This window comes from Streptomyces sp. NPDC047017, from assembly GCF_040644175.1.
In the GTDB taxonomy this organism is placed as follows: Bacteria; Actinomycetota; Actinomycetes; order Streptomycetales; family Streptomycetaceae; genus Streptomyces.
Window position 1 is genome coordinate 66,880 of the sequence record NZ_JBEYVW010000027.1, and the last position, 20,922, is coordinate 87,801.

Genomic DNA, 20,922 nt, shown 5'->3' on the forward strand with positions numbered 1-20,922 from the left:
TGACCCTAACGAGGGAAGGGTGCCGCCCGCGACGGGGCCTCGTCAGCCGAGACGGGGCCGCTCGTCCGCGCCGCCCTGGTCCGCGCCGCCCTGGTCCCCGCCGTGAGATACGTGCGGTGCGTGCCGTACGCGCCGGAAGAGGAGATCGTTCACGACGTGCCCCTTGTCGAGTCCCTGGCCCTCGAAACGGGTCAGCGGCCGGAAGCCGGGGCGGGGCGCGTAACCGCCGTCGGCCACCGTGTTCTCGAAGTCCGGGTGCGCGCTCAGCACGTCGAGCATCTGTTCGGCGTACGGCTCCCAGTCGGTCGCGCAGTGCACGAGGGCGCCGGGCCGGAGCCGGGCGGCGGCCAGTGTCAGGAACTCGGGCTGGATCAGCCGTCGCTTGTGGTGCCGCTTCTTGGGCCAGGGGTCGGGGAAGTAGACGCGCAGCCCGTCGAGGGAGTCGGGGGTGAGCATCTCGCGCAGCAGGATGATCGCGTCGCCGTTGGCGACCCGGACGTTGGTGAGTCCGCCCCGGTCGGCGAGGGCCAGCAGATTGCCCTGGCCGGGGGTGTGCACGTCGACGGCGAGGATGTGGGTGTCCGGGTCGGCGGCGGCCATCCGCGCGGTGGCCTCGCCCATGCCGAACCCGATCTCCAGCACGACCGGGCGGTCCTCGCCGAACAGCTCGGCCAGGTCCAGCACCCGCTGCCCGTCGATGTCCAGTCCCCAGGCGGGCCACAGCCGCTGCAGCGCGTCCGCCTGCCCCGCGGTCACCCGGCTCCGCCGCGGCTGGAAACTGCGGATCCGCCGCTCGAAGTGGGACCCGGCCGGATCGGCCCGCGGCCCGTCGGGGAACCGCGGCTCACCCTTGGCCCGGGTGTCCCGAACGGGCACACCGGGGGTGTGCGGGGAACCGGAGGCGGGGGAACCGGTGGCCGGGGAACCGGAGGCTGGGGGCATGTTCAGGGAGTCAGACACAGTGGAACCGATTTTACGGGGCCACGGCCGCGCCCCGCCCGTTCCGCTCCGCCCGTTCCGCTCCGCCCGTTCCGCTCCGGTCCTGCGGGCCTCACTCCGCGTCCGCCAGTGCCGCCAGTGCCCGGCGGGCCACTTCCCGGCCGATCGGCAGGGAGGCGGTCGCCGCCGGGGACGGCGCGTTGAGGACGTGCACGGCCCGGGGTCCCTCGCGGATCAGGAAGTCGTCCACGAGGGTCCCGTCCCGGAGCACGGCCTGCGCCCGCACCCCCGCGGCCGACGGCACCAGATCCTCCTCCTGGACGCAGGGCAGCAGTCTGCGCACCGCCTCGGTGAACGCGGCCTTCGACACCGACCGGCGCAGCTCCCCGGCCCCGTAGCGCCAGTGCCGCCGCGCTATCCGCCACGAGCCGGGCCAGCTCAGCGTCCCCACCAGCTCCCGGGGCCGTACGACCCCCCAGCCGTACCCCTCCCGGGCCAGGGCCGGCACCGCGTTGGGGCCGATGTGCACCCCGCCGTCGATCCCGCGCGTGAGGTGGACGCCGAGGAACGGGAACGCCGGGTCCGGCACCGGGTACACCAGCCCGCGCACCAGCTCCGGGCGCGCCAGCTCGTAGTACTCGCCCCGGAACGGCACGATCCGCACCTCGGGCTCGTCGCCGGTCAGCCGCGCCATCTCGTCGCAGTGCAGGCCGGCGCAGTTGACCAGCACGCGCGCGCGGACGACGTCCCCGCGTGCCGTGCGGACGGCCACCCCAAGCCCGGGGCGCCGGTCCACCCGGACGACCCGGGCCCCGTAGCGGATCTCCGCGCCCGAGGCGTCCGCGAGGTGCCGGGCCACCGCCGTGTAGTCGCAGATCCCCGTCGTGCCCACGTGGATCGCGGCCAGGCCGCGCACCTCCGGCTCGTACTCCGCGATCTGGGCGGCGCCCAGCTCGCGCACCGGTATGCCGTTCTCCCGGCCGCGCTGCACCAGGGCGTGCAGCCGGGGCAGCTCCTCGCGGTGGGTGGCGACGATCAGCTTCCCGGTGACGGCGTGCGCGATGCCGTACTCCGCGCAGAACTTCACCATCTCGGCGGCGCCCCGGACCGCGTACCGCGCCTTGAGCGAGCCGGGGCGGTAGTAGATCCCGCTGTGGATCACCCCGCTGTTGCGTCCCGTCTGGTGGCGGGCCGGGCCCGGCTCCTTCTCCAGCACGGTCACGCGGGTGCCCGGCGCGGCACGGGTGATCGCGTACGCCGTCGACAGACCGACGATGCCGCCGCCGATCACCAGCGCATCGCAGTCGTATGCGATCTTCCGCACCTGCTCCACCTCCCGCTACCGATAGTGCACTGCGCCACTGACAATGCCTTCAAACCAGGAAACGGAGGCCGACCGGGGCCGGACGCCCCGGCCTGCACGGCCCGACCGCCCTCGGGCGACGCCCCCCGGCCGAGCGGGCCGCTGCGCCCCGGCCTGGACGGACGCGCCCCGCCCCGGCGCCCAGTGGACCCGGACTCGTCCCGGATCGCGTGGCCGTGCCCCGGCGACGAGCACGGCCGGCCCGTGCTCGTCTCCCGGCCCGGCCTGCGCCTGGCCGGCCTGCGCGGCGGACCCGGAGGCGGCGCGGCTGCGCGGCGGACCGGCCTCGGCCCGGACGGCGGACCGGCGTCGGCCTGGACGGACGGCCGCGCCCCGACTCGGCATCCGGCGGACCGGGGGCCGGCCTGGACCGTGCGGCGGTGCCCCGGGCTGGGGCGGAGCCGGAGCCGGTCCAAGCCCCGGCGCCGCCCCCGGCTCCGGCTGCGCCCCCGGCTCCGGCTGCGCCCCCGGTTCCGGCTGCGCCCCCGGTTCCGGTCCTGGCGCCTGGCCTCGGTCCTGGCTCCGGCCCCCGGTCCTGGCTCCGCCCCCGCCCCCGGCCCTGGCCCGGTCGGCGGCCCAGGATGCGGCCCGGCCACGTGGCGATCCCGCGCCCGACCTCGGCAGACGGCCGTGTCCCGGCCTGGCGCCCGCCGGACCCGTCCCGGATCTCGCACCCGTCCCAGATCGCGGACCCGGCCCCGCCCCGGCCCGCGCGACCCCGGCCCGCGCCGTGCGGCCAGCCCCGCCCCCGCGAACTGGGCCCGCCCCCAGGAACCGCCTCGCGCGCCCCCGAACCGGGCCGAGCGCCCGCCCCCGCCCCGCTCAGGCCGAATTCATCAGCAACGGCCGCGCCCGCTCCCGCAGCTCGACCACGCGTGGCTCGTCGCCGTAGGGCTCCAGGCGGTGCAGGAGGTCCCTGACGTACTCGGTGGTGCGGGCGGAGGAGATGCGGCCGGCGACCTCCACCGCGCGTACGCCCTGCTCGCAGGCCGCGTCCAGGTTGCCCGACTCCAGTTCGGCGACGGCGGAGACGACGAGCCGGAGGCCGTGCGAGCGCACGAACTCCTCCGTCGGCTTCGACAGCGCCTGCTCGGTGAAGCGGCGGACCTGGCGGGGTGCCTTCAGGTCGCGGTAGCACTCGGCGGCGTCGGCGGCGAACCGGTCGTAGCCGTAGAAGCCGAGCCAGGTCGGGTCGTTGTCGCCCTCCCGGGACCGCTCGAGCCACCCCTCGGCCGCCTTCAGGGACGCGCCCGCCGCCTGGGCGTCCCCCGCGCGCGCGTGGGCGCGTGCCTCCACCAGGCGGAAGAAGCTCATGGTGCGGGCGGTGGCCAGGCCGCGGTTGCGTTCCAGGGCGGCCTGCGCGAGGTCGACGCCCTCGTCGCCGAAACCGCGGTAGACCGCCTGGAGGGACATCGACGCCAGGACGTACCCCCCCAGCGGCACGTCGGCCGCCGCGCGGGCCAGGCGCAGCGCCTGGATGTAGTACCGCTGGGCGGCCTCCTGCTGGCCGGTGTCGAACGCCATCCAGCCCGCCAGCCGGGTCAGTTCGGCGGACGCGCCGAACAGCGCGCGGCCCACCTCGTCGGAGTAGCAGCCGAGCAGCAGCGGCGCCGCCTCCACGCGTAAGCACTCGGGCACCATCGAGGAACGCCAGTCGCCGCCGCCGTACTTGGAGTCCCAGCGCCGGGCGTCCTCGGCGGCCTCCCGCAGCTTCTGCACATCGCTGTGGCCGACTTTCGCCGGTGCGCCCGAGCCCTCCGCCCCCGCCGCCTCGCGCGCCACCGAGCTGTCGGCCGGGGTTATCAGCCACCGGGAGGCAGGGGTCGCGTACGCGGTCACGGCGAACGACCCGGCGAGCGACTGCCAGATGCCGCCCGAGCCGGCCCGGCGGCCGGCCAGATCGAGCCGGTACAGCTCGGTCGCCGACCGCACCGCCTGGCCGACGTCCCGGGGGAAGGCGAGGCCCACCTCGGGCGCGGGGTCCGCGTCCGCCAGGCCGATCTCGTGCAGCGGCACCGGACGGCCGAGCTTCTGGCCGATGGCGGCCGCGATGAGGTGCGGCGCCGCGCCCTGCGGCACCATCCCCTTCGAGACCCAGCGCGCCACGGACGTCTTGTCGTAGCGAAGCGTCAACCCGCGCTGGGCGCCGAGGTCGTTGACGCGACGCGCGAGCCCCGCGTTGCTGATTCCCGCGAGGGCGAGAACGGCGCCGAGTTTCTCGTTCGGCCCGCGTTGCTCCCTGGACATGCGCCACCCCTCGACACAGACGGCTGCCACGCTGGCATAGCCACGCGGCATTCGTAAACCCAGCGTAGTTCTCCGCATCCCAAGCGTTAAGGGGCATTCTTCCGGTTGGCGGGATTGTGGCCCGCACGGGAGTACGGCCCCTGCACGCACCGTGGCGACGTGCTCCTGACGTGTGGCCGTGCGCCCGCCCGTGCGCTCTTCTCCGGCCACCCCGGGAGCGGTTCCATGGTCCTGCGTGGGTCGGCCCGCTGTACTGGATCCAGTGGGCTGGGGGACACCGCCGCCTTCATCCCCGCGGGCGGCGGACCGGTCCGGGAGGTGAACTCCGCCTCCCGGACTACGCGTTGCCCACGCACTGCGCAGAGCATGTACGGAGCGTGCGCGAAATGGGTGTCCGTCTGGCGCCCGCAGGCCGATTCGGCCGAAAATCGATCCTGCTTCCCGCCACCGATTACGGCCCTCACCACGGCAGTTGACGGCGCACAGGGTATCGCGAGGAGCGCATCCGGGGGCGCATTCAGGTCGCAGCGGCCCTGCCCGGTACGGGCGTTCGCCATCTCGCCGCCCGGAGCGCGAGGGCGCGTGCGGCGGGCCGAAGGCGGCACCGCCTCCCCTCCGGCGCGCCGCCTTCGTGGCAGCATGGTGACCCGGTGCGTGCGGTGCACTGGTTGTCCCCAGTCGGTGGAGGCGTCGATGCGGTGGTTGGTGGGGTGGAGCAGCACCGCCGCGGGCGACGGAACGATCGGCTCCGCGGGCGCCACCGGCTACGACGGCGAGACCGTGCAACCGGTCGGCGCGCAGCCGCTGTGGGGCGATCCCGACCCGCTGTGGGCGGTGGGCGACTGGCGTCCGGACGAGGTGCGGCTGGTGCGCGCCGACCCGCAGACGAGCATCGCGGTGCTCGGCACCTGCGGCGCCTCCGACGAACAGCTGCGGGTCGGCCTGCTCGCCGCGCGCGGGGGCGCACTGCGGCACCTGACCGCCTGGCCCGGCAGCTACACGGCGGTCGTCCGGGTGGGCCGCCGCATCACCGTCTGCGGCGATCTCGCGGGCGCCCGCCCGGTGTTCCACACCCCCTGGGCGGGCGGCACGGCGTACGCGACGGCCGCGCTGCCGCTGGCCGACCTCGTCGAGGCCAACCTCGACTTCGGGCACCTCGCCGCCCTGCTCGCCGCCCCGGACGTACCGGCCGCGCTGGACGACTCCACCCCGTACGACGGCGTACGGCGCATTCCGCCGGGGCACGCGCTGATCCTGCGCGCCGGAGCACGTGAGGTCGCCGGGTACGACCCGGTCGCCTCGCTCGCCGTGGCCGCGCCCCCGGCGGACCCCGACAGCGCGGTCGGCGCGGTCCGGGACGCCCTGGTCGAGGCCGTCCGCGCCCGCCTCTCCGCGCCTCGGCACGTGCCCGACATCGATCCCGGCCCGGTGCCCGGCATGGGCCCCGCCGAACGCCGGGCGGCGCGCGGCATGCCGGTGCCCGGGATCGGGGCGGACCTGTCCGGCGGGCCGGCCTCGGGCACGCTCGCCCTGCTCGCGGCGGGCCTGCCCGGCAACCCCGGCACCCTGCTGGGCCACGGCACCGGCGCGGGCGAACGCCTGCTCGCCGTCACCTTCAACGACCTGGCGGTCGGCGGCCGCGAGGCCGAACTGGAACGCGCCGGGGCACTCGCGGCCAACCCCCGGCTGCACCACGTGGTGGTGACCGGCCGCGAGGACGTCCTGCCGTACGCCGACCTGGACGGCCCGCTGACCGACGAGCCCGGCCCGTCGCTGGTGACCGCGGCCCGCCACCGGGCCCGCCTCGTCTCGGGCAGCGCCGACCACTTCACCGGCTACGGCGCCCGGCAGGTCCTGGACGCCCACCCGGCCCGCCTGGCCGACCTCCTGATGGACCGCAAGCGCCGCCATCTGGTCCGGCCCGTCGCCGCGCTCGCCAAGGCCGACGGGTCCGTGATGGTCCCCGCGCGCGTGTACAGCGCGGCCCGGCGGCTCGCCCGTACGCCCTACCGCGCGGGCCTGGAGGAACTCGCCGACCGGCTGCTGCGCCGCCGCTTCGACGAGCCCGGCGGCGCCGTGGGGGCCTCGCTGGCCGCGCTCACCTGGGCCAGACCCGGCCCGGCGGCCCGCTGGCTGACCGGCGAGGCCCTGGCCGAAGTATCGGTTCGCCTCCAGGGCGCGACCGGCCGCCCGGCGATCGGTCCGGGCCAGCGGCCGGGCGACTATCGCGCGCGTGCCGCCCTGACGCGGCACGCCGCGGACGTACGGGTCCTGGAGCAGGCCGCGGAGATCCGCTCCCAGCGCCTGCACACGCCCTTCCTCGACAACCAGGTCGTCCGGGCCTGCCGCGCCCTGCCGGAGGCCCTGCGCGTCCAGCCCGGGGCGCGCGCCGCCATCCTGCGTACGGTCCTGGAGGGCGCCGGAGTGGGCGAGCTGCCGTCCGGCTGGGGAGCGCCCTCGCACGCCCCGGCGGCGGACGCCGCGCGCGCGGGACTGCGGGTGGCCGTCGACGACCTGATGACCCTGTTCGCGACCCCGCTGCTCGCGGAGGCCGGCCTCGTGGAGGCACGCGTGGTCCGCAAGGCGCTGCGCGCGGCGGCCCAGGGCGAGCCCCTGCCCCTGGACGGCCTGGCCGACCTCGTCGCCCTGGAACTGTGGCTGCGCCGCCTGCTGGCCCGCCGCGGCACCTGCTGGACAGGCACCCCGGCACGGGCGCGCGCGGTACCGGGGGGCATCGCCCCGCAGAGGGGGGCGCTGGCTTCCGGGGCGTGAGGGGGAGGGGCGCGCGGGTGCGCGGGGTCGCGAGGGTGCACGGAGTGCGGGAGGGCTTGCGGGGGCGCGCGTGAAGTCGGCGGCCTTCCTGCGACGGCAGGCGACGGTAGGCGGCTGGATGCGACGGTACGCGGCTGGACGCGCGGCTCGGCAGCCGGTGCGGCCCTGCGACGGTCTGCGACCGCGACGCACGCGGGCACGGTTGTGACGCTGCCGGAGGATCTGGAAAGCCGGCCCGATCGGCTGCCCCGTGCGCGTCCTCCGGGCGCGCACGCGCGCCTGTGGCCGTGACGCGGCGGATCAGCCGACAGACGAGATTCAGGCCCCGCCCCGCCCCGCCCCGCCCCGCCCCGCCCCGACCGCTCCGCGCAGGCGCCCGCCACGCGCGCACGCGCGGCTGTGACCTGTACCACCCCACGCCCCTGCGCGAGCTGCGCCCGCCACGCGCGCACGCGCGGCTGTGGCGGCTGTGGCCGTGGCGCGGCGGACGAGCCGACAGCCAGGCCCCGCCCACTCGCCCCGCGCGCACGCGCGAATGTCTACACCCCGCACGCGACCAAGGGGAAGCTCCCGCTCGCCCCGCGCGCACGCGCGAATGCGGGCCGTGGCGCGGTGGGCCAGCCGCCAGCCGCCAGCCGACCGACCAGCCAGGCCCCGCCCCGCCCGACCACCCGCGTCCGCATGCCCGCATGCCCGCATGCCCGCATGCCCGCACGTCCGCATGCCCGCACGTCCGCACGCCCGCATGCCCGCACGTCCGCATGCCCGCACGTCCGCACGCCCGTGCGCGGCGCGGCGCGGCGCCGGGGACGCCGACCGTCTCTCCGCCCGCGACCCTCCCGCGCCCCACCCCCACGCACCCCCCCCGTCAGGCGCCCCGGCCCCCTCTCGGCAGGGACCCGCCGACAAACCCCGTGCCTCGTCTTCCGGCCCCGGGGACAATGAGCCGGTGCAGTACAGAATCCTGGGCGTCACCCAGGCGAAGGACGACCAGGGCATTGCCGTACCCGTCGGCGGCCCCCGAGTCCGAGCCCTGCTCACCGCCCTCGCCCTGCGTCCCGGCCGGGCCGCCGCTCCCGGCACGCTGATCGACGAGGTGTGGGGCGACGCCCCGCCCCAGGACGCCCCGGCTGCCCTCCAGGCCCTGGTGGGCCGCCTGCGCCGCGCGCTGGGCAAGGACGCGGTCCGGTCGGACACCGGCGGATACCGGCTGGCCGCGGACCGCAAGGACGTCGACCTCTTCGCGTTCGAACAGCTCGTGCACGACGGGAACGCGGCCCTCGCCCACGGCGACGCGGCCGGCGCGGCCCACGCCCTGGACGAGGCCCTCGCCCTGTGGCGCGGCCCCGCCCTGGCCGACCTGCCCGACCGCACGGCCGCCGCCCGGCCCGAGGCCCTGCGTCTGGAGGCCGTCCGGGTCCGCGCCGACGCGCGACTGCGGCAGGGCCGCGCCCTCGACGTCATACCCGAGCTGACCGAACTGACCGTCGCCCACCCCTACGACGAGCCGCTGCACGCCCTGCTCCTCCGCGCCCTGCGCGACACCGGCCGAGGCGCGGACGCCCTCGCCGCCTACGAGCGGGTCCGCCGCGCCCTCGCCGACGGCCTGGGCACCGACCCCGGCCCGCGCCTGCGCGCCCTGCACGCGGAACTGCTCGCCCCGCCCACCGAACCCGCCGGACCACCCACGGCCCCGGCCGCACCCACAGTCCCCGCCCCACCCACAGCCCCGGCCTCACTCATGGCCCCCGCCGAGGCCCCGTCACCCACGCCCCCCGGCACCGCTCACCCCGTGCCCCGCCCCTCCGCCCGCACCGGCAACATCCGTCCGCGCCTTACCTCTTTCGTGGGCCGGGAACCCGAACTCGCCGCCATCCGTTCCGATCTGTACAGGGCCCGCCTCGTCACGCTCACCGGACCGGGCGGCTCCGGCAAGACCCGCCTCGCCGAGGAAGCCGCCGCCGGGCTCCCGCAGGCGTGGCTGGTCGAGCTGGCGCCGCTCGACCGCCCGGAGGCGGTGCCGGGCGCGGTGGTCAGCGCGCTCGGTCTGCGGGAGACCGTGCTGATGACCAACGACCTGACGAGCCCGCACGACGATCCGGTGGCCCTGCTCGTCGAGTACTGCGCCGCGCGCGGCGAACTGCTGATCCTTGACAACTGCGAACATGTCATCGGCGCCACCGCCCACCTCGCCGAGACCCTGCTCACCCACTGCCCCGGACTCACGGTCCTCGCCACCAGCCGGGAGCCCCTGGGCGTGCCCGGCGAGCTGGTGCGCCCGGTCGAGCCGCTGCGCCCCGCCCAGGCGCACCGCCTCTTCGCCGAGCGGGCCGCCGCGGTCCGGCCCGGCGCCGCCGACGCGCCCGGCGGTGCGGAGGCCGTCGCGGAGATCTGCCGGCGTCTGGACGGCCTGCCCCTGGCCATCGAGCTGGCCGCCGCCCGGCTGCGGCTGCTCACGCCCCGCCAGATCGCCGACCGCCTCGACGACCGCTTCCGCCTGCTCACCGCGGGCAGCCGTACGGTCCTGCCCCGCCAGCAGACCCTGCGCGCCGTCGTCGACTGGTCCTGGGACCTGCTCGACGAGCGGGAGCGTACGGTGCTGCGCGAGGTGTCCGTCTTCGCCGGCGGCTGGGACCTGGCCGCCGCCGAGGCCGTGTGCACCGGACCCGCCGCCGAGCTGATCGGGGCGCTCGTCGACAAGTCCCTGATCGTCGCGACCCCGGACGGCGACGGCGGGATGCGCTACCGCCTGCTGGAGACCATCCACGAGTACGCCGTCGAGCGCGCCGCCGAAACCCCCGGGCTGCGCGCCGCCGCCCAGCACCGGCACCTCGCCTGGGTGCACGCGCTCGCCGAGGAGGCCGAGCCCCTGCTCCGGTCGGCGGCCCAACTGCCCTGGATCGCCCGGCTGGAGACCGAGCTGGACAACATCCGCGCCGCCCTCGACCGCGCCCTCGCGGCCGGCGACGAGCAGAGCGCGGGCGAGGTGTGCCTCGCCATGGGCTGGTTCTGGTGGCTGCGCAACTACCGGCGCGAGGCCGCCGAATGGCTCCAGCGCGCCCTGCGCCTGGGCCTCGCCCTGGACGCCCAGGCACCCCCCAGCGACAGCGCCCCGACCGGCAGCGTCCCCACCGACAGCGCCCCCGCCGAGGGCGCCGCCGACCTGATGGACGCCGTCCTCGACGCCCCGGAGGGGCAGGAGCACGACCGCCACCCGCGGCACGCCCTGCGCATGGACCTGCGGATGCTGCACCTGTTCCTGACCTACGAGGCCGAGCAGCCGGACCTCGTGCACGACGAGCGGTTCACGCGTTACGTCGCCCGGGTCCGGGCCGCCTTCGAGAACGGCGGCCCGCGCGCGGCCCGGATGCCCGGCCTCATCTGGCCGCTCACCGGCTACCTGGCGAGCGGCCAGCCGGACATCCACGCCGCGATGGACGCCGCCGTCGCCAACTGCCGCCGGTACGGCGGGGACTGGGAGACCGGCGTCACCCTGATGTTCCGCACGCACCTCGTCGTCGACTCACCGGGCAACCTGCGCGGCGTCGACGACGACCTGGCGGAGCTGCGGGTCCTCAGCCGCCGGATCGGGGACCGCTGGATGCGCGCCCAGGTGTGCAGCGCGGCGGGGGAGACGGCCATGGCACGCGGCCGGTTCGACGAGGCGCGCGGCGAGTACGACGAGGCGCTGCGGCTCGCCCACGAGGTGGGCGCGCACGCCGAGACGCCGTTCCTGCTGGCCCGCCTCGGTGAGATCGCCTACCGGTCCGGCGACCGGGCCGCCGCCCTGGCCGCGCTGGACGAGGCGAGCGCGGCGGCCGAGCGGTGCGGGGTGATGGACTCACGCGCGTACGTCCACTTGCTCAGAGCACAGATCGCGCTGGACGACGGCGAGGTCCCCGCCGCGCGCGCCCGCTGGCGGGCGGCCCGGGCCGATGCGCAAGGGGGCACTCCGCCACCGCAGTTCGAGGCGATGCTGCGCGGCATGGACGCCCTCGTCACAGCCGCCGAGTCGGGTGCGGAGCACGGGCTGCCGCTGGTGGCCGGCGCGTTGCGCGTGGCCGTCGAGCAGCAGTGCTCGGAGGTAGTGACGGCCGGGCTCGTGGACATGGCGGCCGATCTGGTGGCCCGCCTCGGTGAGCTGCCGCAGGCGGTCCGGCTGCTCGCCGCCGCCGACCACTGGCGCGACGGCCACCCCCGCCCGCTGCCCGAACGCGCGGCAGCCGAACGCATCACGGCCGCCGCCCGCACCACCCTGACCGCCGCCGCTCACACCGCCGAGCAGGCCCGGGGCGCCGCCCTCACCATGGACGACATCCTCACCGGACTCACCGGGACCGCTCGGACCCACCCCGCTCCCGAGTGTCCCGGCGGTCCGCCGCGCAGGTGAACCGCGACTCCGCCCAGTCCGCGAGCGTCACCGCGTCGAAGGCGCTGCGCGGCTCGACGACCAGGGTCACGGTCCGGCGCCCGACCAGGCTCACATGGACGGGCACGGCCGGATCGCCCCCGGTGACCGAGCCGGAACTCCACAGCCGGGCACCGTCCGCGTACACGGAGAAGGTGACCTTGCCCAGCCCGCTCGCCAGGTCGTCGATGCCGGCCCACGCGTCGTAGGCGGAGCAGGTCCGGTTGAGGTCGATGGTGGCCGAGGACTGTCCGTGGACACTCACCCCGCGGGCGTAGCGTTTGTCCGCGATCGACAGGCCGTCCCGCTGCCACACCCAGCCGCTCCCGCCGAGCCGCATCTCCGGCCCGGTGCCGTCCCCGGTGACGTCGTACCGCAGCTCGCTCCACTCGTAGACGGCTGGAGCGGGTGCCGGAGTGGGCGTCGGTGTGGGGGTGGGTGACGGCGTCGGTCTCGGCTTCGGGGTGTGCTTCGGCCGGGGCGTCGTCGGCGAAGGCGTGGGCGAGGGCTTGTGGGCCGGGGCCGGGGACGGCCGTACCGCGGCGGGACGCACCGGCGGCTCGGGCCGGGGCTTGGGCGCCGGCTTCGGCGGGGCGGGCTTCGACGGCCGCGGCGTGACGGCCGGCGCCGGGGGCGGGGCCGCGTCGTCGGCCGGCGGCGGTCCGTCGTGGCCGGCCAGCGCGAAGGCCACCGCCGCCGCGGCGGCCACGGCGACGACACCGGCGGCGATACCGGCCTTCACCGGCGCGCCCAGCCCCTCGGACGCCGCCGCGCCCCCACCGGCCGAACCCCCGGAGGACCCGCCCGCGCCCGCCGCCCCCGCCCCGCCGGCCGCACTGGCCGTGGAGCCCGCGCCCGCCGCCCCCGCCCCGCCGGCCGCACTGGCCGTGGAGCCCGCGCCCGCCGCCCCCGCCCCGGCGGCGCCCGCCGCTCCGGCCGCGCCCGCGCCCCCCGCGAGCAGGCCGAGCACCTTGGCGTACCCGGCGGCGCCGATCCAGCCGAGGACGGCGACCGGCACCACCGCCGGGATGCCGCCCGCGACCTCTTCGATCTGGAGCGCCGCCAGCCGGCACCTGGCGCACTCGTCCAGGTGCTTGCGCAGGCCCCGTTCGGCGCGGGTGCGCAGCTTGCGGCGGGCGTAGCCGCCGAGCTGGTCGGCGTAGCGGGCGCACTCCTCGTCGCCGGTCAGGGCCGCGCTCACATGGGCCTGGAGATAGGCCTGCTTGAGGCCCTCGCGGGCCCGGCTGGCCAGGACGCGGGTGCCGTTGGCGTCCAGCCCGAAGAGCGTGGCGACCTCGCTGGGCGACTCGTCCTCGACCTCGGTGTGCCACAGCACGGCCTGCCACCGCTCGGGCAGCGAGCGGAAGGCCCGCATGGCCAGGGACTGCTCGGCCTCGTGCATCGCCCGCACGTCCGCGCCCAGCTCCAGGCCCGCCCCGAAGGAGCCGCCGGACGCGGTGTCCCCGGCCGCCTCCGAGTCCCGGGCCGCCTGCGCGGCGAACACCGCGAAGTCGTCGACCAGTTGCTCGCGCCGGGCGGTCCGCGTCCAGCGCGCGGCGACCCGGCGGACGCTGGTGAGCAGGTAGGCGCGCACGGCGTGCCGGGGCCCGGCACCGCCGCGCACCGCCTGGAGCATGGCGGCGAACACCTCGGCGGTCAGGTCGTCCGCGGTATGGGCGTCCCGGCAGCAGGTGCGGGCGTACCGGCGTACGGCGTCGGCGTGGCGCCGGTACAGCGCCTCGTACGCCGTGTCGTCGCCCGCGCGCATCCGCTCGATCAGCTCGGCGTCGGACGGCGGCGCGTCCGGCGCGGGCAGGGGCACCCCGTCCGCGTCGGCGGCGCGCCCCGCGCGCTGCGCGGGCACCCCGCCCATGGCGCGGGACCCGGGACCGACCGATGCCCGGTCGTGCGGAACGTCCGCCGGGCCGCTCTGGCTCGGCACCTGCGGCGGACGCGGTACGTCCGCGCCCGCCTCGCCACCCGCCTCGCCGTCCCCGGCCGCCCCGCTCCGCCCGTCAACGCCCATCGCTGTCAGCCCCCGCGTCAGCCCCCGCCGCCGGCCCGTCCCCTCCGGTCACCGCGTCAGACTGCCACACTGGTGCTCGGCCGGAACTCCGCAGGAAGGATCCTCCACTCGTCAGTGGGGACCTGCCAGGGCACGACGCCTACGTCACCCGTACGGGTGAAGAGGGCAGGGGCGCATGCCCGCGCGGCTCAGGCCGGCCGGTAGCGCAGCCCCTCCAGCAGGATGTCCAGGAGCCGGGCCGAGGCGGCCGCCTGCTGGGCCGCGTCCGGCAGCGAGGGCGCCGCCGTCGCGATGACCAGCAGCACGTCCGACACCGACACGTCCGGCCGCAGCTCGCCCGCCGCGCGGGCCCGCTCCACGAGCCGGCCCACGACGTCGAGCAGCTCCGCCGCCCCGGCGTCGTCGTCCGCCACGTCCGGCGGGAGCACCGCGCCCGGGTCGGGCACCAGCCGCAGCTCACCCGCGCCCGGCTGGGTCCGCTGCTGCGGCACCCGCCGCCCGTCCGGCCCGTCCGCGCCCTCGGCACGGTCCTCCGCGACCCCCACCCGCAGTATGTGCGGCGGCAGCAGCCGCCCGGCGCCGGACGCCACCGACGTGCGCAGGAAGCGCGAGAGCGCCGACCACGGCTCGTCCTCCTGGCCCAGCGCGGTCCGCGCCTGATCGGTCAGCCGGGAGGTCTCCTCCTCGGCTATCCGCCGCACCAGGACGTCCTTGCTCGGGAACCGCCGGTACACCGTGCCGACGCCGACCCGCGCGCGCCGCGCCACGTCCTCCATCGGCGCGCCGTACCCCAGCTCGCCGAAGACCTCGCGCGCCGCCCGCAGGACGTGTTCGAGGTTGCGCTGTGCGTCCACGCGCAGCGGAGTGGTCCGGACCGCCCGGGGATCGTCCCCGCGCCCGCCGCCCGCCGCCCGGTCCATGGCCCCGCCGCCCGTCGCGACGGCGGACGCGGTGGACCAATGAGTGTCCTGAATATGCATAGCCGATCCCCCGGTAATGGCGTCTCCCCCCGGAGACTCCCCGCCACTGAATCAGGGGTGCGCGGAACGGGAAACGCGCACGACCGAGCCCGTCCCGCGCGATCCGGTTGCGATCCGCGGACTCGTTCGCCACATCCCCTACACCCCGTCGACACGAACATAGTTGAGAGGGAGTCAATTCAGAAGGGGCAGGTTCCGCACAGCGCGCCCCCCGATCGGAGTACGGGCCGCATACGTCCCGATCGCCACCCCCACCGCACCCCCGCCCACCCCCACTGACCTGCACGCCTTCGCCGCCCCCCGGCGAACGGGCGGCCGGCGCGCCGTGCCGCCCGCCGGTCACACAAATCGCCGGGGCTGTGGACAAACGACAGTCACGGGTGCGTCATGGGATGGTGAAGGAACGTGCGCGCATTCTCGTTGTCGGCGGCGGCTACGTCGGGATGTACACGGCCCTGCGCCTGCAGCGGCGGATGAAACAGGAACTCGGGCGGGGCGAGGTGGAGATCACCGTCGTCACCCCCGATCCCTACATGACGTACCAGCCGTTCCTGCCCGAGGCGGCGGCCGGAGCGATCTCCCCGCGGCACGTCGTCGTACCGCTGCGCCGCGTCCTCGACCGGTGCCGCATCGTCGTCGGCGAGGTGACGGGCATCGACCACGCGCACCGCACCGCCACCCTCACCACGCTCGCCACCGAGGAGCGGGGCGCCGGCGAGCGGCTGGCCTACGACGAACTCGTCCTCGCGCCCGGCTCCGTCTCGCGCACCCTGCCCGTCCCCGGCCTCGTCGACCACGGCATCGGCTTCAAGACCGTCGAGGAGGCCATCGGCCTGCGCAACCACGTCATCGAGCAGATGGACATCGCCTCCTCCACCCGCGACCCGGCGATCCGCGACGCGGCCCTCACCTTCGTCTTCGTCGGCGGCGGCTACGCGGGCGTCGAGGCGCTCGGCGAACTGGAGGACATGGCCCGCTACGCCGCCCGGTACTACCACAACATCCGGCCCGAGGACATGAAGTGGATCCTCGTCGAGGCCTCGGACCGCATCCTGCCCGAGGTCGGCGCGGAGATGGGCCGCTACACGGTCACCGAGCTGCGCCGCCGCAACATCCAGGTGCTGCTGCGCACCCGCCTGGACTCGTGCGCCGACCGCGTCGCCGTCCTCAGCGACGGCCGGCGCTTCCCCACCCGTACGGTCGTGTGGACCGCCGGCGTCAAACCGCACCCCCTGCTCGCCGCCACCGGCCTGCCCCTGGACGACCGCGGCCGCCTGAAGTGCACCGCCGAGCTGGGGGTCGACGGCGCCGAGCACGCCTGGGCGGCCGGCGACGCCGCCGCCGTCCCCGACGTCACCGCCGAGCCCGGCACCCTCACGGCCCCCAACGCCCAGCACGCGGTCCGCCAGGCCAAGGTCCTCGGCGACAACATCGCCCACGCGCTGCGCGGCGAGCCCCTGGAGACGTACGCCCACCGGTACGTCGGCTCGGTCGCCTCGCTCGGCCTGCACCAGGGCGTCGCCCAGGTCTACGGGCGCCGGCTGAAGGGCTACCCGGCGTGGTTCATGCACCGCGCCTACCACCTCAGCCGCGTCCCGACCTTCAACCGCAAGGCCCGGGTGCTCGCCGAATGGCTGCTGGCGGGCCTGTTCAAACGGGAGATCGTCTCCCTCGGTTCACTGGAACACCCCCGCGCGGAGTTCGAACTCGCGGCCGGGGGAAAGCATCCTCTGGACCCGAACATCGACCCGAAAGGGTCGTCCTGACCCGACTGAGGAACTTCGCGGAACGCCCCGGCGTCCCACGGTCACCGGCGCGGAGCGGCCGCACTGCCAGACTGATCCACCTCCGGGACGGGCAGCCGCCCGCCCCGGGTCCCCCCTGAAGCATTCCCGCTGTGCCGCACCCCCGGAGCGGCGGGAATGCGCGGTCACCGCCGCGCGGCCCCGCTCTCCCGGCCGGGCCCGGAGCCGGCCCGAGACGACAGACACGAGGCAAGGATTCGTGAACTTCACGCGCTGGAGCGCCCGGCTCCCCGGCATCCCCGGAACACAGCGCCGCGCCGCGGCGCGGACCTCACCCGCGGCCACCGCGGACCGGCGCGCCGACAGCTCCGTACCCGCCGCCCGCGCCGGCCAGGCGGCCGACCAGGCGGCCCCCGTGCCCACCGTCGACACCCTCCCCGCGCGCGCCGTCCTCGACCGGGTCCCGGCCCTCGTCGCCCTCGTCCAGGGCCCCGACCACCGCATCGCCTACGTCAACGACGCCTACACGGCGGCCTTCGGCACCCCCGCCCCCGGCGACCCCGCCCGCGACGCCCTGCCCGAACTGCGCGAACTGGGCCTGCTCCCGCTCCTCGACCAGGTCCTGCGCAGCGGCAGACCCCGCACCCTCAAGTCCCGCAAGGCACCCGACGGCCGTTCCTACACCTTCACCTGCACCCCGGTCACCGGCACCGACACCACCGGCGGCGACCGCGCCACCGGCCCGCAGGGCCACGCCGGACCCGGCGGCTCGGGCGTTCTCGTGTTCGCCACCGACGTCACCGACCACGCCGAGGCCGCCGCACGCCTGCGCGCCGGCGAACGCGGCCAGCGCGAGACCGCGGTCACCCTCCAGCGCTCCCTGCTCCCGCAGGTCCTGGACCAGCCCGACGACCTGCGCGTCGCCGCCACCTACCAGCCCGGCGGCACCGAAGCCGCCGTCGGCGGCGACTGGTACGACGTCATCACCCTCGGCGGCGGCCGCACCGCGCTCGTCATCGGCGACGTCATGGGCCGGGGCGTGCGCGCCGCGGCCGTCATGGGCCAGCTGCGCACCGCCGTCCGCGCCTACGCCCGCATGGACCTCCCGCCGCACGAGATCCTCCAGCTCCTCGACGGCCTCGCCGCCGAGATCGACGCCAACCAGATCGCCACCTGCGTCTACGCCGTCCACGACCCCAACGAGGGCCGGCTCCTTTACGCCTCCGCCGGCCACCTGCCGATCCTGGTCCGCGACGAGACCGGCACCGTGATCCGCGCCGACGAGCCCACCGGGCCCCCGCTCGGCACCGGCGGCTGGCTGCACACCTCCGGCTCGGTCCCGCTCAACCCCGGCTCCACGGCCGTCCTCTACACCGACGGCCTGGTCGAACGCCGCGACGAGGATTTGGACGAGGGCATCAGCGCGCTGGAACGCGCCCTGGCCGGCGCCACCGGCACCCCCCAGGTGATCTGCGACCGCCTGGTCCGCTCCGCCGGTGTGCAGGCCGACCACGACGACGACGTGGCCGTCCTCGTCCTCCAGCACCCCGCCCGCACCGGCCCGAGCAGCGAACTCTTCCGCAACGCCGCGCTGGAACTGCTCGGCGGCGTGGAAGCGGCCCCCCGCGCGCGTGCCTTCGCCTCCGGCGTCCTGACCAGCTGGCGCTTCCCGCCCGAACTGCACGACCTCGGCGTCCTGGCCGCCAGCGAACTCGTCGCCAACTCCCTCCAGCACGGCACCCCGCCCATGCGGCTGCGCCTGCGTCGCACCGACCGCCGCCTCATCGTCGAGGTCACCGACGGCGACGACCACCTCCCCCGGCGCCGCCGCGCCGAACCCGCCGACGAGTCCGGCCGCGGCATCGCCATCGTCGCGACCATCGCCTCCCACTGGGGCGCCCGCCGCACCCCGGGCGGCGGCAAGGCGGTCTGGTGCGAGTTCACCCTGCCCGACGTCCAGCCGTAGCCGTACGACGAAGCGGCCGCCACCCGAAGGTGACGGCCGCCCCGGACCCATGGGTCCTCACGCCTCCGCGGACACCGGCTCCGCGGCGGCGGCCCCGCGGGCCACCACCCGGCTGCGCGCGCCCCACGGATGGTCCTGCACCGCGCTGAGGCCCCGCCCCAGCCGCAGCGCCAGCACACTGATCGCCAGCGAGAACAGCAGGAACGTCACCACGTACGGCCCCGGCAGCGCGGCCGCCAGCGGACCGCCCACCGCCGGTCCGACCGCCAGCGCGAGCTGCTTCACCAGGGCGAACGCCGAGTTGTACTGACCGGCCATGCCCTCCGGCGCCAGATCGGCCACCAGCGGCGCGAGCGTCGGCGACAGCATCGCCTCACCCAGCCCGAACAGCGCGTACGTCGACACGAACGCCGCCGTCGCCATCATCTGGCTGCCGTGCCCCAGCCCCGCGTACGCCGCCGCACCCCAGGCCACGGCCCAGATCACGCCCACGGCCGCGATCACCCGCGAGCGCCGCCGCCGCTCGACGAACCTCAGCACGGCGAACTGCGCCACCACGATCATCAGCGTGTTCGCGGCCAGCGCCGTGCCCAGCGCCGACGTCGATATCCCGGCCGCCTCCACGCCGTACGCGCTCAGACCCGACTCGAACTGTCCGTAGCAGGCGAAGAAGAGCACGAAGCCCAGCACGCACAGCCGCACCATGGCCCGGTTCCCCAGCAGCTGCCGCCAGCCGCTCTTCGCCGTATCCGAGCCCGCCGGGGCCTGCTCGATCCGCGGCGCGTGCGGCATCCGCACCGTCGACATCACCACGGCCAGCAGCAGGAACACCGCCGCCTCGATCGCGAACAGCAGCGTGAAGGAGGAGACCTTCGTGGTGTCGACGAGGTGACCGCCGATGAGGCCACCGACGCCCAGCCCCAGGTTCTGCAGGAAGAACTGCATCGCGAAGGCCCGCGAGCGCGTCTCCGACGCCGAGCAGTCCACGATCATCGTGGCCAGCGCCGGCTGCATCACCGCCTGCCCGGCACCGAGCGCCGCCGCCGACAGCAGCACGGCCGCCGCCCCGCCCGCCAGCCCCAGGCTCAGCGCGCCCAGCGCGGCCAGGACCAGGGCGGTGAGCAGCACCGGCAGCGGGCCGCGGCGCACGATCGCCCGGCCGGCGAACGGCAGCACGATCAGCGCGGCCACGGCGAAGACAGCGAGGACGAGCCCCGCCGTCATGGCTCCCAGACCCCGCACCTGCGCCACATAGACGTACAGGTAGGGGACGGTGAAGCCGAGCCCGAACGCGCTGAGTGCGTTGCCCACGTGGATCCGGCGCATCGCCGCGCCCATCGCCCTGGTCACGTTCACCTCTCTCATTAGTTAGGAGTGAAGACTTCGAAGCTAAAGTTCGAAGCTAAAGACTACACCTGGAAGGACTTCAATGCCAAGCGGTGCCGTGCGATACTGCCGCCATGGGCGATACGCACGGCATCGGCGGCGAGCCGGCACTCGAAGAGCAGATCGCCGCCTACCAGCGCGAGTTCCAGGACCTCGACCCCCAGGTCGAGAAGATCGTCTCGGCGCTGTCCCGCCTGAACCGCCGGATGAACGTCGCCTACGGCCGGCAGACCTCGGAACTGGGCATCAGCAACGCCGAGTGGGAGGTCCTCAAGGCCCTCGTCCTCTCCGGCGCCCCCTATCGCCTGGGCCCCAGCGATCTCGCCAAGCGCCTCGGCCTCACCCCCGCCGCGATGACCCACCGCATCGACCGCATGGTCGGCGAGGGCCTGGTCACCCGGGAGCGCGACGAGTCCAACCGGGTCCGCGTCATCGTGGAGCTGACCCCGGAGGGGCGGGAGAAGTGGATGGAGGCCATGCGCCTGGCCACCGTCTTCGAGGGGGACCTCCTCCAGGACCTCACCCAGGCGGAGCGCGCGGTGCTCGGTGAGGTGCTGACCAGGCTCCTGCGCCGGGTGGAGCACGCGCAGCCGGACGCCGGCGGCCGGCTCAGCGACCTCGACTAAAAGATCTTGACAGGGGGGCCTTGACACCTCTCGGACAGATCCGTAAAGTTCTTCGGGTTGCCACGGGGCCATGACGGTTCCGCGACGACACTCCGCCGCAACTGCGGCAACAAACCATCAGCACGATCTCCCACCCGGGTCTGTATTCGGCGTGCCCGAATGCAATTCGAATGGGACTCGTCGACCCCGACCGGATCTGCCAAGGGCCCGATTGGGAATCGCCGAGAGAATCCGCTAAGGTTTGAGACGTCGGAACGGCCCAACAGCCGGGAAGACAGACCCCGCTGACCGGGGATCAGGTCGAGAAAAGATCTGATAGAGTCGGAACCGCCGGAAAGGGAAACGCGGAAGCGGGAACCTGGAAAGCACCGAGGAAATCGGATCGGAAAACGGTCTGATAGAGTCGGAAACGCAAGATCGAAGGGAAGCGCCCGGAGGAAAGCCCGAGAGGGTGAGTACAAAGG

The 20,922-nt window shown here is 75.7% G+C and carries 11 protein-coding genes; 5 read left to right on the plus strand and 6 right to left on the minus strand.

The annotated features are described in order from the left end of the window. Positions 1 to 42: 42 nt before the first annotated feature. The 3 genes from trmB to ABZ858_RS33895 form a co-directional block, all read right to left on the minus strand. Positions 43 to 942: a tRNA (guanosine(46)-N7)-methyltransferase TrmB gene (trmB, locus tag ABZ858_RS33885; protein WP_361387649.1), complete on the minus strand. Its 900-nt coding sequence runs from the start codon at positions 940 to 942 to the stop codon at positions 43 to 45. Between the two features lie 109 nt (positions 943 to 1,051). Further along, a complete protein-coding gene (gene lhgO / locus ABZ858_RS33890; protein ID WP_361387604.1) occupies positions 1,052 to 2,272 on the minus strand; it encodes an L-2-hydroxyglutarate oxidase in 1,221 nt (406 codons plus the stop codon). An 852-nt stretch (positions 2,273 to 3,124) separates the two neighbouring features. Beyond that, positions 3,125 to 4,549, minus strand: coding sequence for an MFS transporter (locus ABZ858_RS33895; protein WP_361387607.1), 1,425 nt, complete (start codon positions 4,547 to 4,549; stop codon positions 3,125 to 3,127). A 693-nt stretch (positions 4,550 to 5,242) separates the two neighbouring features. On the opposite strand from ABZ858_RS33895, the gene ABZ858_RS33900 reads away from it, so the two are divergent. Next, positions 5,243 to 7,321, plus strand: a complete 2,079-nt coding sequence (locus ABZ858_RS33900; protein ID WP_361387610.1) for an asparagine synthase-related protein — start codon at positions 5,243 to 5,245, stop codon at positions 7,319 to 7,321. A 949-nt stretch (positions 7,322 to 8,270) separates the two neighbouring features. Next, on the plus strand, positions 8,271 to 11,711 hold the full coding sequence (locus ABZ858_RS33905; protein ID WP_361387613.1) for a BTAD domain-containing putative transcriptional regulator: 3,441 nt from the start codon (positions 8,271 to 8,273) through the stop codon (positions 11,709 to 11,711). Here ABZ858_RS33905 and ABZ858_RS33910 read toward each other — a convergent pair. After that, complete coding sequence (locus ABZ858_RS33910; RefSeq protein ID WP_361387616.1) at positions 11,650 to 13,755, minus strand: sigma-70 family RNA polymerase sigma factor; 2,106 nt, start codon at positions 13,753 to 13,755, stop codon at positions 11,650 to 11,652. The genes ABZ858_RS33905 and ABZ858_RS33910 overlap by 62 nt on opposite strands. 188 nt (positions 13,756 to 13,943) lie before the next feature. Further along, positions 13,944 to 14,735: a helix-turn-helix domain-containing protein gene (locus ABZ858_RS33915; RefSeq protein WP_361387619.1), complete on the minus strand. Its 792-nt coding sequence runs from the start codon at positions 14,733 to 14,735 to the stop codon at positions 13,944 to 13,946. Between the two features lie 392 nt (positions 14,736 to 15,127). Between ABZ858_RS33915 and ABZ858_RS33920 the strand changes: the two genes are divergently transcribed. Together ABZ858_RS33920 and ABZ858_RS33925 are read left to right on the plus strand one after the other, a co-directional pair. Next, positions 15,128 to 16,501, plus strand: a complete 1,374-nt coding sequence (locus ABZ858_RS33920) for an NAD(P)/FAD-dependent oxidoreductase (RefSeq protein WP_361387622.1) — start codon at positions 15,128 to 15,130, stop codon at positions 16,499 to 16,501. Between the two features lie 238 nt (positions 16,502 to 16,739). Next, the gene (locus ABZ858_RS33925; RefSeq protein WP_361387625.1) at positions 16,740 to 18,446 is read left to right on the plus strand and encodes a SpoIIE family protein phosphatase; all 1,707 of its coding nucleotides are present in this window, start codon (positions 16,740 to 16,742) and stop codon (positions 18,444 to 18,446) included. A 57-nt stretch (positions 18,447 to 18,503) separates the two neighbouring features. Here ABZ858_RS33925 and ABZ858_RS33930 read toward each other — a convergent pair whose 3' ends face one another. Further along, positions 18,504 to 19,772: an MFS transporter gene (locus tag ABZ858_RS33930; RefSeq protein WP_361387652.1), complete on the minus strand. Its 1,269-nt coding sequence runs from the start codon at positions 19,770 to 19,772 to the stop codon at positions 18,504 to 18,506. Between the two features lie 134 nt (positions 19,773 to 19,906). Between ABZ858_RS33930 and ABZ858_RS33935 the strand changes: the two genes are divergently transcribed. Continuing rightward, complete coding sequence (locus ABZ858_RS33935; RefSeq protein WP_361387628.1) at positions 19,907 to 20,458, plus strand: MarR family transcriptional regulator; 552 nt, start codon at positions 19,907 to 19,909, stop codon at positions 20,456 to 20,458. Positions 20,459 to 20,922: the final 464 nt, after the last annotated feature.